The organism is Streptomyces sp. DSM 106670 (assembly GCF_055792845.1).
The window spans coordinates 6916961-6931633 of the sequence record NZ_CM147704.1; the positions used below are offsets into that span (position 1 = coordinate 6916961).

Annotated in this window: 13 protein-coding genes; 3 read left to right on the forward strand and 10 right to left on the reverse strand. The window is 70.8% G+C overall.

Annotated features, from left to right (window positions below; all coding sequences use genetic code 11):
• Window positions 1–19 precede the first annotated feature (19 nt).
• Window positions 20–1696 carry an AMP-binding protein gene (locus ACSMXR_RS30590; protein ID WP_218524247.1) on the forward strand — a complete coding sequence of 559 codons (1677 nt, stop codon included), beginning with the start codon at window positions 20–22 and terminating at the stop codon, window positions 1694–1696.
• Entirely contained in the window at window positions 1693–3315 is a 1623-nt protein-coding gene (locus ACSMXR_RS30595; RefSeq protein WP_473170354.1) for an AMP-binding protein, read from the forward strand. Before ACSMXR_RS30590 ends, ACSMXR_RS30595 begins: the two co-directional genes overlap by 4 nt.
• Window positions 3316–3331: 16 nt before the next feature.
• On the opposite strand, the gene ACSMXR_RS30600 is transcribed toward ACSMXR_RS30595, so the two are convergent.
• The 3 genes from ACSMXR_RS30600 to ACSMXR_RS30610 form a co-directional block, all read right to left on the reverse strand.
• Window positions 3332–3529: a hypothetical protein gene (locus ACSMXR_RS30600; RefSeq protein WP_030083973.1), complete on the reverse strand. Its 198-nt coding sequence runs from the start codon at window positions 3527–3529 to the stop codon at window positions 3332–3334.
• Window positions 3530–3538: 9 nt separating this feature from the next.
• On the reverse strand, window positions 3539–4213 hold the full coding sequence (locus tag ACSMXR_RS30605) for a GNAT family N-acetyltransferase (protein WP_473170355.1): 675 nt from the start codon (window positions 4211–4213) through the stop codon (window positions 3539–3541).
• A gap of 80 nt (window positions 4214–4293) precedes the next feature.
• Window positions 4294–5004, reverse strand: coding sequence for a hypothetical protein (locus tag ACSMXR_RS30610; RefSeq protein WP_376185550.1), 711 nt, complete (start codon window positions 5002–5004; stop codon window positions 4294–4296).
• Window positions 5005–5264: 260 nt separating this feature from the next.
• On the opposite strand from ACSMXR_RS30610, the gene gcl reads away from it, so the two are divergent.
• Window positions 5265–7049, forward strand: coding sequence for a glyoxylate carboligase (gcl, locus tag ACSMXR_RS30615; protein ID WP_381847520.1), 1785 nt, complete (start codon window positions 5265–5267; stop codon window positions 7047–7049).
• An 84-nt stretch (window positions 7050–7133) separates the two neighbouring features.
• On the opposite strand, the gene ACSMXR_RS30620 is transcribed toward gcl, so the two are convergent.
• The 7 genes from ACSMXR_RS30620 to ACSMXR_RS30650 all read right to left on the reverse strand — a co-directional run bounded on the left by ACSMXR_RS30620 (window position 7134) and on the right by ACSMXR_RS30650 (window position 14641).
• The gene (locus tag ACSMXR_RS30620; RefSeq protein ID WP_381847518.1) at window positions 7134–7475 is read right to left on the reverse strand and encodes a hypothetical protein; all 342 of its coding nucleotides are present in this window, start codon (window positions 7473–7475) and stop codon (window positions 7134–7136) included.
• A 62-nt stretch (window positions 7476–7537) separates the two neighbouring features.
• On the reverse strand, window positions 7538–8122 hold the full coding sequence (locus tag ACSMXR_RS30625) for a TetR/AcrR family transcriptional regulator (RefSeq protein ID WP_137234049.1): 585 nt from the start codon (window positions 8120–8122) through the stop codon (window positions 7538–7540).
• Entirely contained in the window at window positions 8115–8951 is an 837-nt protein-coding gene (locus ACSMXR_RS30630; protein ID WP_473170356.1) for an alpha/beta fold hydrolase, read from the reverse strand. Before ACSMXR_RS30630 ends, ACSMXR_RS30625 begins: the two co-directional genes overlap by 8 nt.
• A 523-nt stretch (window positions 8952–9474) precedes the next feature.
• Window positions 9475–10932 (reverse strand): catalase, encoded by a 1458-nt coding sequence (locus ACSMXR_RS30635; RefSeq protein ID WP_364882690.1) that lies wholly within the window; start codon window positions 10930–10932, stop codon window positions 9475–9477.
• A 230-nt stretch (window positions 10933–11162) separates the two neighbouring features.
• Window positions 11163–12056, reverse strand: a complete 894-nt coding sequence (locus ACSMXR_RS30640; protein ID WP_473170357.1) for a 2-hydroxy-3-oxopropionate reductase — start codon at window positions 12054–12056, stop codon at window positions 11163–11165.
• 68 nt (window positions 12057–12124) lie between these two features.
• A complete protein-coding gene (locus ACSMXR_RS30645; RefSeq protein ID WP_137234046.1) occupies window positions 12125–12964 on the reverse strand; it encodes a TIM barrel protein in 840 nt (279 codons plus the stop codon).
• A 216-nt stretch (window positions 12965–13180) separates the two neighbouring features.
• Window positions 13181–14641: a cellulose binding domain-containing protein gene (locus tag ACSMXR_RS30650; protein ID WP_473170358.1), complete on the reverse strand. Its 1461-nt coding sequence runs from the start codon at window positions 14639–14641 to the stop codon at window positions 13181–13183.
• Window positions 14642–14673 lie beyond the last annotated feature (32 nt).

Below are 14673 nucleotides of genomic sequence, written 5' to 3' on the forward strand. Positions count from 1 at the left end.
TCCGTAATGAGGAGGGCACATGTCGGCAACCAGCGCGACCGAGACGTTCCGGGCCGCCCGGGACTTCCTGCTGGCGCACCGCGAGGACTACGACACCGCGTACGCGGGCTTCCGCTGGCCCCGGGCGGACCACTTCAACTGGGCGCTGGACTGGTTCGACGTCATCGCCGAGAACAACGACCGCACCGCCCTGCACATCGTGGAGGAGGACGGCCGGCGCACCGAGGTGTCCTTCGCCGCGATGTCGGAGCGCTCCGACCGGGCCGCCAACTGGCTGAAGGCGCGGGGCGTACGGGAGGGCGACCGCATCCTCGTGATGCTCGGCAACCAGGTCGAGCTGTGGGAGACCGCCCTCGCCGCGATGAAGCTGCGCGCCGTCGTCATCCCCGCCACCCCGCTGCTCGGCCCCGCCGACCTGCGCGACCGGGTGGAGCGCGGCCGGGTGCGCCATGTGCTGGTGCGGGACGCGGACACCGCGAAGTTCGACGAGGTGCCCGGGGACTACACCCGGATCGCGGTGGGCGAGGAGGTGGCGGGCTGGCTGCCGTACGCGGGGGTGGCCGAGGCGCCCGCGGCGTTCACGCCCGGCCGGGAGACGGACGCGGACGAGCCGCTGATGCTCTACTTCACCTCCGGCACCACCGCCAGCCCCAAGCTGGTCGAGCACACCCATGTGTCCTATCCGGTGGGCCACCTGTCGACGATGTACTGGATCGGGCTCAGGCCGGGCGACGTCCATCTGAACATCTCCTCGCCCGGCTGGGCCAAGCACGCCTGGTCGAACCTCTTCGCCCCGTGGAGCGCCGAGGCCACCGTCTTCATCTTCAACTACACCCGCTTCGACGCGGGCCGTCTGATGGCCGAGATGGACCGCTCGGGCATCACCAGCTTCTGCGCACCGCCCACCGTCTGGCGGATGCTCATCCAGGCCGACCTGAGTCAGCTGAAGGTCCCGCCGCGCGAGGTCGTCGCGGCCGGGGAGCCGCTGAACCCGGAGGTCATCGAGACGGTCCGGCGGGAGTGGGGCGTCACGATCCGGGACGGCTTCGGCCAGACGGAGACCGCCGTCCAGGTCGCCAACACCCCCGGCCAGCTCCTCAAGACCGGATCCATGGGCCGCCCGAGCCCCGGTTTCACCGTCGAACTGCTCGACCCGGTGACGGGACAGCCCGGCGCGACGGAGGGCGAGATCGCCCTCGACCTCTCCGACCGCCCCGTCGGCCTGATGACCGGCTACCACGGCGACCCGGACCGCACCGCCGAGTCGATGGCCGGTGGCTATTACCGCACCGGTGACATCGGCGCACGCGACGAGGACGGCTACATCACCTATGTGGGCCGCGCCGACGACGTGTTCAAGGCCTCCGACTACAAGATCTCGCCGTTCGAGCTGGAGAGCGCCCTGCTGGAGCACGAGGCGGTCGCCGAGGCCGCCGTGGTGCCCGCCCCCGACCCGCTGCGCCTCGCCGTCCCGAAGGCGTACGTCGTGCTCGCGGAGGGCTGGGAGCCGGGCCCGGACACCGCGAAAATCCTCTTCGAGCACTCCCGGGCGGTCCTCGCCCCGTACAAACGCATCCGCAGGCTGGAGTTCGCGGAGCTGCCCAAGACCGTCTCGGGCAAGATCCGCCGCATCGAGCTCCGGGAACGCACCGCCCTGGGCACCGGCGCCGAGTTCGACGAGGGGGACCTGAAGTGAGCGAGCCGGCACACGAGAAGCTGTCCTACGCACACGGCACCGGCGACACCGCGCTGCTCGGCGACACCATCGGCCGCAACCTCGACCGTACGGTCGCCGCGCACGGCGACCGCGAGGCGCTGGTCGACGTGGCCTCCGGCCGCCGCTGGACGTATACGGAATTCGCCGCGGACGTCGACGAGCTGGCCCGCGCCCTGATGGCGTCCGGGGTGGCGAAGGGCGACCGGGTCGGCATCTGGGCGGTCAACTGCCCCGAGTGGGTGCTCGTGCAGTACGCCACGGCCCGGATCGGGGCCGTCATGGTCACCATCAACCCGGCCTACCGCGCCCACGAGGTGGAGTTCGTCCTCGCGCAGGCCGGCATCTCCCTGCTGGTCGCCTCGCTCTCGCACCGCACCAGCGACTACCGCACCCTCGTCGAGGAGGTCCGCGGCAACTGCCCGGACCTGCGGGCCGTCCACTACATCGGCGACCCGTCCTGGGCGGAGCTGACCGCCGCCGCCCCCGCCGTGACGCGCGGACAACTGGCCGCCCGCGAGGCGGAGCTGTCCTGCGACGACCCGATCAACATCCAGTACACCTCGGGCACCACGGGCTTCCCCAAGGGCGCGACGCTCTCCCACCACAACATCCTCAACAACGGCTATTTCGTGGGGGAGACGATCGCCTACACCGAGGCGGACCGGGTCTGCCTCCCGGTGCCCTTCTACCACTGCTTCGGCATGGTGATGGGCAACCTCGCCGCCACCTCGCACGGCGCCTGCATCGTGATCCCGGGCCCGTCCTTCGAGCCCGCCGCCGTGCTGGCCGCCGTCCAACAGGAGCGCTGCACCTCGCTGTACGGCGTGCCCACCATGTTCATCGCCGAGCTGAACCTGCCGGACTTCGCCGCGTACGACCTCTCCTCGCTGCGCACCGGGATCATGGCCGGTTCGCCCTGCCCGGCCGAGGTGATGAAGCGGGTCGTCGCCGAGATGCACATGGCCGAGGTCTCCATCTGCTACGGAATGACGGAGACCTCACCCGTCTCCACGCAGACCCGCCGCGACGACGACCTGGAACGCCGTACCGGCACGGTGGGCCGGGTGCTGCCGCACATCGAGGTCAAGATCGTCGACCCGGTCACCGGCGTCACCCTGGAGCGCGGCAGCTCGGGCGAACTGCGCACCCGGGGCTACAGCGTGATGCTCGGCTACTGGGACCAGCCCGACCGCACCGCCGAAGTCGTCGACGCGGGGCGGTGGATGCACACGGGCGATCTCGCGGTGATGCGCGAGGACGGATACGTCCAGGTCGTCGGCCGGATCAAGGACATGATCATCCGGGGTGGCGAGAACGTGTACCCACGGGAGATCGAGGAGTTCCTGTACAGCCACCCGAAGATCGCCGACGTCCAGGTGGTCGGGGTGCCCGACGAGCGCTACGGCGAGGAGATCCTGGCCTGCGTCATCCCGCGCGACCCGGCCGATCCGCCGACCCTGGAGGAGGTCACCGCACACTGCCGGGAGAGGCTCGCGCACTACAAGATCCCGCGCAGGCTGCGGATCCTGGAGACCTTCCCGATGACGGTCAGCGGGAAGGTCCGCAAGATCGAGCTGCGTGAGACGTACGCGGACTGAGCGGGCGGGCGGCGGGTCAGGCGGCTTCGATGATGTCGGGGCCGCCCCGGGTCGCCGCCGCCCACTCGATGAGCAGCACCTCGTACGTCGCCGCCTCCGCCGCGGACCAGCCCTGTCCGGAGGAGTCGACGAGCGCGCGGATGGCCTCGTTGGCCTGCTCGGCGGCGGGCGCGGGGCGGTCTGCGGGGAGGGAACTGTCCGGGAGTAAAGCCATGCGCACAGCTTACGCGTTGCCACTGACAGCCACGGGCTCCGAGGCGTCCGCGGGCCCCGAAGCGTCCGGAATACGCGGAGGGTTGACTGTCTCCGGCACATCCGGCGGTCGAGGATCCGAAGGCCGGGCATCCGGCGTCCGGGCCTCCGGCGTCCGGGCCGTCGGCGTCAGTTCGCGTCGCATGCAGACCCGGGGCCAGCGGTCGAGCCCGTGCTGGGCCTCCTCGGCGCGGATCGTGCGCAGCCCGTCGGTGAGTTCGGCCTCGGGCAGGACCCGGAAGCCGATCCGGGCGTAGTACGGGGCGTTCCACGGCACATCGGTGAAGGTGGTCAGGGTCAGCGCCGCCATTCCCCGGGCCGAGGCCAGCTCGGCCAGGTGGGCGATCAGGGCCCGGCCGATGCCCCGGCGGGCGGCGCACGGGTCGACCGACACCTGCTCGATGTGCAGGGCGTCGTCGACGGGGTCGGCGAGCACATAGCCGAGCGGCCGGTCGCCGGTGGCGGAGAGAGGGTCGGTGGCCACCCAGCAACGGTCTGCCTGCCGGTAGCTCTCCAGCAGGTCGAGCGGGGGCGGATCGTCGTCGGCCACGAAGGCCATGCCCAGGGCCCGGAACGGTTCCCCTGCGGCGCGCTCGATGTCCTGGAGAAGCGGAAGATCCGAGCGTCTGGCGGAGCGGATACGCATGTACTCAGTGTGCCGCGCCGGACGGCGGACCGGTACGCGGGTGGCCGGATCCACCTCCCGGCGGAGTCCGGGGCGTCCGTTCAGGCGCCCGTGCTGACCAGCTCGTCCGCCGGGCCGTTCACCGGCTGCGGGGTCCCGGTGAGGTCCATGACGAAGAGCGGGAGTCCGACGCCGTCCGCGCGGGCCCGGGCATCGGCCGCGTACCCCGCGAGGGAGAAGAACACACCGGCCGCCGAGGCGCCCAGTGCGTTGAGCCAGAGGGTCTCGACCGCGCGGAGCGTCGTCGGCCGGGTGCTGGAGTCGACCTGCGCGATCAGCCCGTCGGCCCGCAGATCGATCCCGGAGGCCGGGCCCGCCCCGGGCCGGCCGACGTCGCGGTAGCCCAGCCACGTCAGATAGAGGCCGGCCGCGCTCACCGCGTCGTGGCCCGTGCGGATCGTCATCGGGTGGAACGCCGGGCGCGGGTGCGCGGCGGTGCGCGGCAGCGGGATATGGGCCGGGGAGACCGGCGCGGCCGGGGCCGAGGCGGCGGCCACCGGGCGCACGGGTATCCGCAGGACGGTCCCGCACGGGCAGCACAGCTCGGGCTGCGGCCACTGGTCCTCCCGGGCGCAGGACGTACAGCGGACGGTGACCCAGGCGTCGCTCCAGCTGCGGTGGGTGACCAGGACCGCCGGGGCGCCCGGCAGCAGCGGTGGGGCGGTGGGCGTCCCGCACGGGCAGGGGTAGGCCGGTGTGCTGTAGGCGTGGTCCCGGCCGCAGACAGGGCACCGGACCGGCACGGACTCCACGTAACTCTCCCTCCGGCACGGCCGCGCGACCGACTGCGCTCCGTGCCTCCCTCGTCACACCATCGTCCACCAGGAGCGAGGCTCTGGGGAGGGGATTGACGCACTTCGTACGGGCGGACGGCGGTTCACGCCCTTGACGGGGGTCGCCCCAGGTTTTAGATTGCTTCCGTATAGCAGAACTGAATTTCCGTAATGCGGAATTGGTGCTCTCAGGTGGCGCGACAGAGCCCGACTCCACCAATCCCGAGCAGGAGCACTCAATGCCTCGTATGACCGCTGCCCGAGCGGCAGTTGAGATCCTCAAGCGCGAAGGCGTCAGCAACGCGTTCGGTGTGCCGGGTGCGGCGATCAACCCCTTCTACGCGGCCCTCAAGGCCTCCGGCGGGGTGCAGCACACCCTGGCCCGTCACGTCGAGGGCGCCTCCCACATGGCCGAGGGCTACACCCGGGCCAAGGCCGGCAACATCGGCGTCTGCATCGGTACGTCGGGCCCGGCGGGCACCGACATGATCACCGGTCTGTACTCCGCCATCGCCGACTCCATCCCGATCCTGTGCATCACCGGCCAGGCGCCGACCGCCGTCCTGCACAAGGAGGACTTCCAGGCCGTCGACATCGCGTCGATCGCCAAGCCGGTCACCAAGGCGGCGACCACCGTCCTGGAGGCCGCGCAGGTCCCCGGCGTCTTCCAGCAGGCCTTCCACCTGATGCGCACCGGCCGTCCGGGACCGGTCCTCATCGACCTGCCGATCGACGTCCAGCTCACCGAGATCGAGTTCGACCCCGAGCTGTACGAGCCCCTCCCGGTGCACAAGCCCGCCGCCTCCCGCAAGCAGATCGATCGGGCCGTGCAGCTGCTGAACGCCTCGGAGCGCCCGGTGCTCGTCGCGGGCGGCGGCATCATCAACGCCGACGCCTCCGAGCTGCTGGTGGAGTTCGCCGAGCTGACCGGCGTCCCGGTCATCCCGACCCTGATGGGCTGGGGCATCCTGCCCGACGACCACGAGCTGAACGCCGGCATGGTGGGCCTGCAGACCTCGCACCGCTACGGCAACGCGAACTTCCTGGAGTCCGACTTCGTCCTCGGCATCGGCAACCGCTGGGCCAACCGCCACACCGGCAAGCTGGACGTCTACACCCAGGGCCGCACCTTCGTCCACGTCGACATCGAGCCCACCCAGATCGGCAAGATCTTCGCCCCGGACCTCGGCATCGCCTCCGACGCCAAGGCCGCGCTGGAGCTCTTCGTCGAGGTGGCGCGCGAGCTGAAGGCCGCGGGCGAGCTCAAGGACCGCTCGGCCTGGGCCGGCTCCACGCAGGAGCGCAAGGCGAGCCTCCAGCGCAGGACCCACTTCGACAACGTGCCGCTCAAGCCGCAGCGCGTGTACGAGGAGATGAACCGGGCGTTCGGCCCGGAGACCCGTTACGTCACCACGATCGGGCTCTCGCAGATCGCGGGCGCGCAGATGCTGCACGTCTACAAGCCGCGCCACTGGATCAACTGCGGCCAGGCGGGCCCGCTGGGCTGGACGATCCCGGCCGCGCTGGGTGTCGCCACCGCGGACCCGGAGGGCACGGTCGTCGCCCTCTCCGGCGACTACGACTTCCAGTTCATGCTGGAGGAGCTGGCCGTCGGCGCGCAGCACCGCATCCCGTACGTCCACGTCCTGGTGAACAACTCCTACCTGGGGCTGATCCGCCAGGCGCAGCGCAACTTCGACATCGACTTCCAGGTCAACCTGGAGTTCGAGAACCTCAACTCCCCGGAGCTGGGCGTCTACGGCGTCGACCACGTCAAGGTCGTCGAGGGCCTCGGCTGCAAGGCGATCCGGGTCACCGAGCCGGACCAGCTGCTGCCGGCCTTCGAGGAGGCGAAGAAGCTGGCGGCGGAGTTCCGGGTGCCGGTGGTGGTCGAGGCGATTCTGGAGCGGGTCACGAACATCGCGATGAGCGGCAGCGACATCGCGTCGGTCAACGAGTTCGAGGACATCGCCACGGACCCGTCCCACGCACCCACCGCGATCCGCCCCCTGACCGTCTCCTGACCCACCCGTCGCCGAACGAGGGCCCCTGCTCCGGAGAAGCCTCCGGGCCGGGGGCCCTCGCGTTTCGGCTGCGGACCGGACCCGCTACGAACGGTGTGCCGGGCGCTCGGCCCGACCACGGGACGTTCTCAGCAGAGCCCGCCAGCGCGGTAGTTCGGTGACGGGCACGACCAGGCACAGGACGGTCACCGACGCGGCGATCCACGTCCCCCACAGCGCCCATGCGGACGCCGCTGCCGCCACCAGCTGGACCACGACCAGCAAAACGGTGACGATGCCGGGCACCGCGACGGGCGGGTCTCCGCCGGGCCGGTCGCCCGGAGTGCCGAACAGGGCAGGCAGCCCGATCAGCAGCAGGACGGCGCCGATCGCCAGCGGGACGGAGTACGACCACAGGGCCCAGGGGGTGCACACCCAAGCGGTCATCTCGACGGCGAAGCGCAGGCCGCCCCGGACGTGATCGTGCCCCGGAGGCCGCGTCCCGGCCCTCATGGCGCGGAGGTGCGGCCGGGAGCGTCGGCCAGGAAACCGGCGATCAGGGTGTCGAGGAGGAAGTGGAAGCTCCGTGTGACGTCACGGGGCAGCCCGAAGCCGCCGGCGCTCTCCAGGGTGACGAACCCGTGAAGCGCTGATCGCAGCGCCCGTGCGGAGTCGACGACGCGCGCGTCGGGCAGGCCGAAACCGGCGAGGACGTCGAGCAGCACCCGCAAGGCCTCTTCGCCCGCGTGCCGGTCCTCCTCGTCACCGGCCGCCGGAGCGGGGACGGTGGCGGCATAGCGGCCGGGATGCTCCAGGGCCCAGTGGCGGTAGCTGTCGGCGAACGCCCGCACCGCGCTCGGGCCGGAACGGCCGACGCACTCCCGGGCCAGGTGCTGGGCGAGTTCGCGCTTGGCCCGGACGGAGATGCCGTGCCGCAGTTCGTGCAGGGAGCCGACGTGCTTGTACAGCGACGGCGGCCGTACGCCGAGTCTGTCGGCCAGCAGCCCCATGGTCAGGCCCGCCCAGCCGACCTCGTCGGCGAGTGCCGCTCCCGCCGCGACGACGGCGTTCGTGTCGAGGCCCGCCCTAGGCACGGGTGTGCGTTTCCAGGAAGGCCAGTAGCAGGGACACCGTCTCCTCGGGGTACTGGTCGTGCGGGTAGTGGCCGGCTCCCTCGATCACCGCGAGCTCCCCGACACCGGCGGGCATCGCGGCCACGATCGCCTCGCCCTCGGCGCGCGGGTCGACCCAGTCGGGGTCGAGCGAGCCCTCCACGACCAGGGCGGGGCACCGTACGTCGCCCAACCGGGCGCCTGCGTCGGTCGGCGCCGACTGCCCCATCTTCCGCATCGCCCGCTTCCGGCCGGGCTCGCCCAGCATCGCCTCGACGCGGGCCAGCCGGTCGGCCCAGTCGGCGGGCTTGCGGCCCGGGTAGGCGTGATCGAGGTAGCGGGACCACAGTCCCACGCTGCCGAACAGACCGGCGCCGAGCAGCAGGAAGGCACCCTTGCGGTAGCTCTTCGAGCGGAAGTCGCCGAGCTTGATCGACTGTGCGCGCGTGAAGGGGGCCAGTTCGATGATGCCGCTGACCAGGCCGGGATCCTGGGCGGCCGCGATGGTGGCGGCGCCGCCGGAGATCGAGTGTCCGACCAGGACGGCCGGGCCGCTGTCGAGGTGACGGATCACCGCGAGCAGATCACCCGCGATGTCGGTGCGCGAGTAGGAAGGCCAGGACGCGCTCGACTCGCCGCAGCCCCGCAGGTCGACCGCGACCACGCGGTAGCCCGCCGCCACCAGGCGCGGCAGGACGAACCTGTACGCCGCGCGGCTGTCGCCCATGCCGTGGGCCAGGACGACCAGTGGGCCCTCGCCGGCGGTCTCGTAGGCGAGGGTGCCGCCCGGGACGGAGATGAACTCGGTCATGGCATCTCCCTGCTCGATGAAACGCGAAAGCTATAAGCTAATGCGACTAGCTAAAGGCTAACGCCGTTAGCCAGGAGCGTCAAGCCTGGCCGAACGAACAGCCCGTCCGGCGTTTGAGGACGGAACCGTGGGGCTGGAGCGGGCTGTCTCCTGCGTGAGGGGCACGGTGGCGTCCCTGTCTCGAAGAGTGCGCGCCCACCCACGCAAGGGTTCCGTCCTCAAACGCCGGACGGGCTGGATATGGCGCGGCCTCACCACCCGGACGGGCTGGGTGGCGCGGGCATGCGAAAGGGCGTGGAGTACGGGACCGTATCCGTACTCCACGCCCTCGTTCAGGGGTGACAGGGACCGCGGCGGCGGCGATCGGCCCGGGCGAGGGCGTCTCCTTCAGGTCAGGAGACGGTCCCCGGGTCTTCACCACCGCACTGGCATCGCACAGCCGCCGCGGCCTCGTCGTCCTGCCCGTGCCGCGCGGCACCCCTCATCCGGGTGCGCGGTACGGGCAGGGGTCTGTGCGGGAGGCTCAGTCCTCGCGCAGGGCGCGGACCGCCTCCTCCACGCGCTTGCCGTAGTCGGCGTCGGCGGCGTGGAAGTGGGCGAGGTTCTTCTCGATCACGTCGTCGCGGGTGACCTGCGAGAGGCCTCCGGCGATGTTCGCGACCAGACGGCCCTTCTCGTCCTCCGACATGAGCCGGAAGAGTTCGCCCGCCTGGAAGAAGTCGTCGTCCTTGGCGTGGGCGGGCGCCTCGTGCGTGCCCGTCCAGCCGTGGATCGCGAGCGGCGCGGCGAGCGCCGCGTCGGTCTGCGCCGGACCGGCGTACGAGTTGGGCTCGTAGTTCTTGTCGTGGCGCGAGCCGTTGCGGGTCGCGTGGATGCCGTCGCGGCCGTAGTTGTCCACCACCGCGGTGCGCGGCGCGTTCACCGGCAGGTGGGTGTGGTTGACGCCCAGGCGGTAGCGGTGCGCGTCCGCGTAGGCGAACAGCCGGCCCTGGAGCATCTTGTCCGGGGACGGGCCGATGCCGGGCACGAAGTTGTTCGGCGAGAACGCGGCCTGCTCGACCTCGGCGAAGACGTTGTCCGGGTTCCGGTCCAGGACCAGGCGGCCGACCCGCTGGAGCGGGTAGTCGCTGTGCGGCCACACCTTGGTGAGGTCGAACGGGTTGAACCGGTAGTCGGCGGCCTCGGCGGCCGGCATCACCTGGACGTACAGCGTCCAGGACGGGTTGACGCCGCGTTCGATGGCCTGGAGCAGGTCCGTCTGGTGCGAGTTGGCGTCCTTGCCGACGAGCTCGGCGGCCTGGTCGGCGGAGAGGGACCGCACGCCCTGGTTCGTCTTGAAGTGGTACTTGACGAAGAAGGCCTCGCCCTCGGCGTTCGTCCACTGGTAGGTGTGCGAGCCGTAGCCGTTCATGTGACGGTACGAGGCGGGGATGCCGCGGTCGCCCATCAGCCAGGTGACCTGGTGCGTCGCCTCGGGGGCGTGCGCCCAGAAGTCCCAGACGTTGTCCGGCTCCTGCTTGCCCGTGAACGGGTCGCGCTTCTGCGAGTGGATGAAGTCGGGGAACTTGATCGGGTCCTTGATGAAGAACACCGGGGTGTTGTTGCCGACCAGGTCGTAATTGCCCTCGTCCGTGTAGAACTTGAGGGCGAAGCCGCGCGGGTCGCGGACCGCGTCCGCGCCGCCGAGCGAGTCGGCGACGGTCGAGAAGCGGATGAACGTCTCGGTGCGTTTGCCGACCGAGGAGAGGAAGTCGGCGCGGGTGAAGCCGGTGACGTCGTCGGTCACCTCGAAGTAGCCGTACGCGCCGGAGCCGCGGGCGTGGACCACGCGCTCCGGGATGCGCTCACGGTTGAAGCGGGCGAGCTTCTCCAGGAGGTGCTGGTCCTGGAGGAGGATCGGTCCACCGACACCGGCGGTGGCGGAGTTCTGGTTGTCGGCGACCGGGGCGCCTGACTCGGTCGTGAGCACACGCTTAGCCATGTGGCGGGATGACCTTTCGTACGAGCTGCTGACGGCTTGAGGAGCGTAGATTCGCCGCGAGACAACGTCAACAGTTTGTTGAAAACGAAGTATGTGGTTCCGGGCCGCGGCAGCGCCTGGGCGCGACAGGACAGGTGTCAGCGCCACCGCGGCCCGGAGATCAAGGGGCCCGTCGTGCGGGCCGTGGCCCCGTACGAGGCCGGGGGCTCCTCGCGGAGCCGGGGGAGGGATCAGACCTGGGAGCCGGACAGCCGCTCGACCGAGCGCAGCAGCGCCGAGTGGTCCAGGCCGCCGTCGCCCTGGGCGCGCAGCGAGGCGACCAGCTGGGCGACCACACCGCCGACGGGCAGGGCCGCGCCGACGTTGCGGGCGGCGTCCGTGACGATGCCCATGTCCTTGTGGTGCAGGTCGATCCGGAAGCCGGGGGCGAAGTCCCGCTTCAGGAAGTTGTCCTTCTTGCGGGTCAGCACGGTCGAGCCGGCCAGACCGCCGTTGAGCACGTCCAGCGCGGCGGCGAGGTCGACGCCGGACTTCTCCAGGAAGACCACGGCCTCGGCGCAGGCCTGGATGTTGACCGCGACGATCAGCTGGTTGGCGGCCTTCACCGTCTGGCCGGAGCCGTGCGGGCCGCAGAGCACGATCGTCTTGCCGAGCGCTTCGAGCAGCGGCTTCGCGGCGTCGAAGTCCGCCTGCTCGCCGCCGACCATGATGGACAGGACCGCCTCGATGGCGCCGGCCTCGCCGCCGGAGACCGGCGCGTCCAGGACCCGGATGCCCTTCTCGGCCGCGTTCTTGGCGAGGTCCACGGAGGTCTGCGGGGTGATGGAGGACATGTCCACCAGCAGCGCGCCGCGCTTCGCGTTCTCCAGGATGCCGTCCGGGCCGTAGGCGATGGCCTCGACCTGCGGCGATGCGGGCACCATCGTGATGACGACATCCGCGTCCTTGACCGCGTCCGCGATCGAGGAGGCGCCGGTGCCGCCGGCCGCGACCAGCCGGTCGATCTTGTCCTGCTCCAGGGTGTATCCGGTGACGGAGTAACCGGCCTTGATCAGGTTCTCCGACATGGGGGAGCCCATGATGCCGAGACCGATCCACGCAACCTTGGGGAGGTTGTTGCTCATGAGGGTGCCTTCCTGAAAAACGTGTGTACGTAGGGGCGTTGGGACCGCCCTGTCGTGGAACCGGCCGGTCAGCCGGCCGCTCTGGCCGACGCCGGGAGCCAGTCGAAGGACTCCGCGCTCGGCCGGTCACCAGGCTTGTACTCCAGGCCGACCCAGCCCGCGTAACCCGCGTCCTTGAGCTCGTCCAGGAGCCGCTCCAGCGGGAGCGAGCCGGTGCCCGGCGCGCCGCGGCCCGGGTTGTCGGCGATCTGGACGTGACCGGTCTTCGCGGCGTACGCCTTGATGACCTGGCTGAGGTCCTCGCCGTTCATCGAGAGGTGGTAGAGGTCCAGCAGGAACTTGGCGTTCCCGAGGCCCGTCGCCGCGTTGACCTTGTCGACGACCTCGATCGCGGCCGGTGCGCTGACCAGCGGATAGAGCGGCGACTCCGGCTTGTTGAGCGTCTCGACGAGCAGGATCGCCCCGACGCGGTCCGCCGCGCGGGCGGCCAGCACCAGGTTCTCCAGCGCGAGCGCGTCCTGCACCTGCGGGTCCGCGCCCTCGACGCGGTTGCCGTACAGCGCGTTGAGCGCCGTGCAGCCGACCGAGGCGGCGAAGTCGGCCGCCACCTCGATGTTGGCCCGGAAACGGTCCGACTCCGTGCCGGGCACGGAGAGCGCGCCGCGGTCGGGGCCGGGCAGCTGTCCGGCGTAGAAGTTCAGCCCCACCAGCTGGGTGCCGGCGTCGTCGAGCGCCTTCTTGAGGGCGTCGAGCTCCGCCTGCGGCGGGGTGGGGGTCTCGATCCAGGGCCACCACAGCTCGACCGCCGTGAAGCCCGCCGCGGCGGCTGCCGCGGGACGCTCCAGGAGCGGGAGTTCCGTGAAGAGGATCGAAAGGTTCACATCGAAGCGCTGGTCCGGGTATCCCATGAGGGTTTCGGCGCTCCTTCCGTATTGCGGAAGTTAGTTTCTGCTTAACGGAAGATTGCCCGGAGGGTGGCAGGGCTGTCAAGGGGGTGCCGGAAAATTCGCCCCGGTCAGCGGCGTACGGAATCGGTGGCGCGGGCGCCTTCGGGCATACGAAAGCGGGGCGGGGGCCGCCGTCGACCCCCGCCCCGCCCGGCTCTCACGCCGTGCGCACCGCTCCTAGCTGCCCGGGACCGTGTCCTCGAAGCTCGTGCCCGCGTCGCGGTACGTCCCGACCATCGCGTTGACCTGCGCCGGGGTGAGCACCTGGTCCTTCACATGCAGGACGTAGTCCACCTGCTGGTCGTAGGCGCGGGGCGTGGTGCTCGGCTGCCCCTCCAGGTCGATCAGCCACTGGTTGAAGTTGATCGACATCGGCCGCTCGGGCAGATAGGCCGCCCCGTGCGTCCCGAAGTGCTGCCCGTCGACGTAGTACGTGATCTCGTTGTCGTCGATCGTCACCACCAGGTCGTGCCAGCCCGCGTAGGACTGCCGCGACTCGCTGTGCGCGTTGACCGCCTCCCACGGGTCGGGCCGGTAGGTCTCCCACGACGTCGTGTACAGGATGTTCGCCGGCTCGCCCCAGCCGCCGTTCGGCAGATACTCGAAGTCGTACTCCGCGTAGTCGTCCGCCATCGGCGCCTTGAGGTCGTTGATGGTGAAGAACGTCTGCACGATCCGGTCGCCGTCCGGGCCCGAGCGCGGCGCGTCGCTGAACTTCACCCGCGACGCGTACGTCCCGTTCTTGAACTTCATCGACTGCGTCAGGATCTCGGTGTGCTTCGTCGAAGCCCCGGTGCCCGCCGTCGAGGTCTCCAGGTTCATCACCGTGTTTCCGCCCTGGTCGGCGAAGGTGACGTTCTCCGGCGCCCAGGTCGCGCCCGGCACGCCCGGACCGCCGGAGTTGGACCGTACGCTCCAGCCGTTCGCGTTGATCTTCGGGTCGGTGTGCGAGCTGTAGTCGAAGTCGTCGAAGAGCGCCGGCGCGTCACCCGGCGGGTCGGTGGGCGGGTCCGTCGGGTCCGGCGGGTCGGTCGGCCCGTTGCCGCCGGGCGCCTCGCCCCACACGGTCGCGCCGGAGACATGCGCCGTCACCTTGGACCAGTCGCCGTACGCGGTCCGGTCCGGGCCGAAGGAGTAGTCGTCGGACTGCACGAGCGAGGCCCAGGACGCCTGGTGGAACCGGAGCTGCATGTCCCCGGTGTCCGCGCCCGGCGCGAGCGAGCCCGCCCCGGCGGTGAAGCCGATCTCCAGATAGCGGTCCGCGGTGGCGGTCGGGGTGGCGAGCGTCCCGAACGTCCCGGTGATGTTCGCGCACCCCTTCACCGCCCAGGAACAGGCGAACCGGTAGGCGGCGGACGCCGAGTCGGCCTTGAAGTAGTAGCGCACCTTCACACTGCTCAGCGGTACGGAGGCGGAGCCGGCGTTACGGACCTTCAGCCACGGCTCGCTCTGGTCGGCGCTCGCACCGGACGCGCTCGTCCGGTACTGGACGACGATGCCGTCCGCCGCGGCGGACGCCGAGGACGGCAGAGCGGCGAGCCCGGTGACGGCCAGGGCCGTGGCGGCGGCCGATGCGGCGGCGGTGCGCAGCCTGGACCTGCGCGGATTCCTGCGTGATGTGTTCGCGGGTGTGTTCACGGGTGTGTTCCTCTCCGGAACGGTGGTGGGGG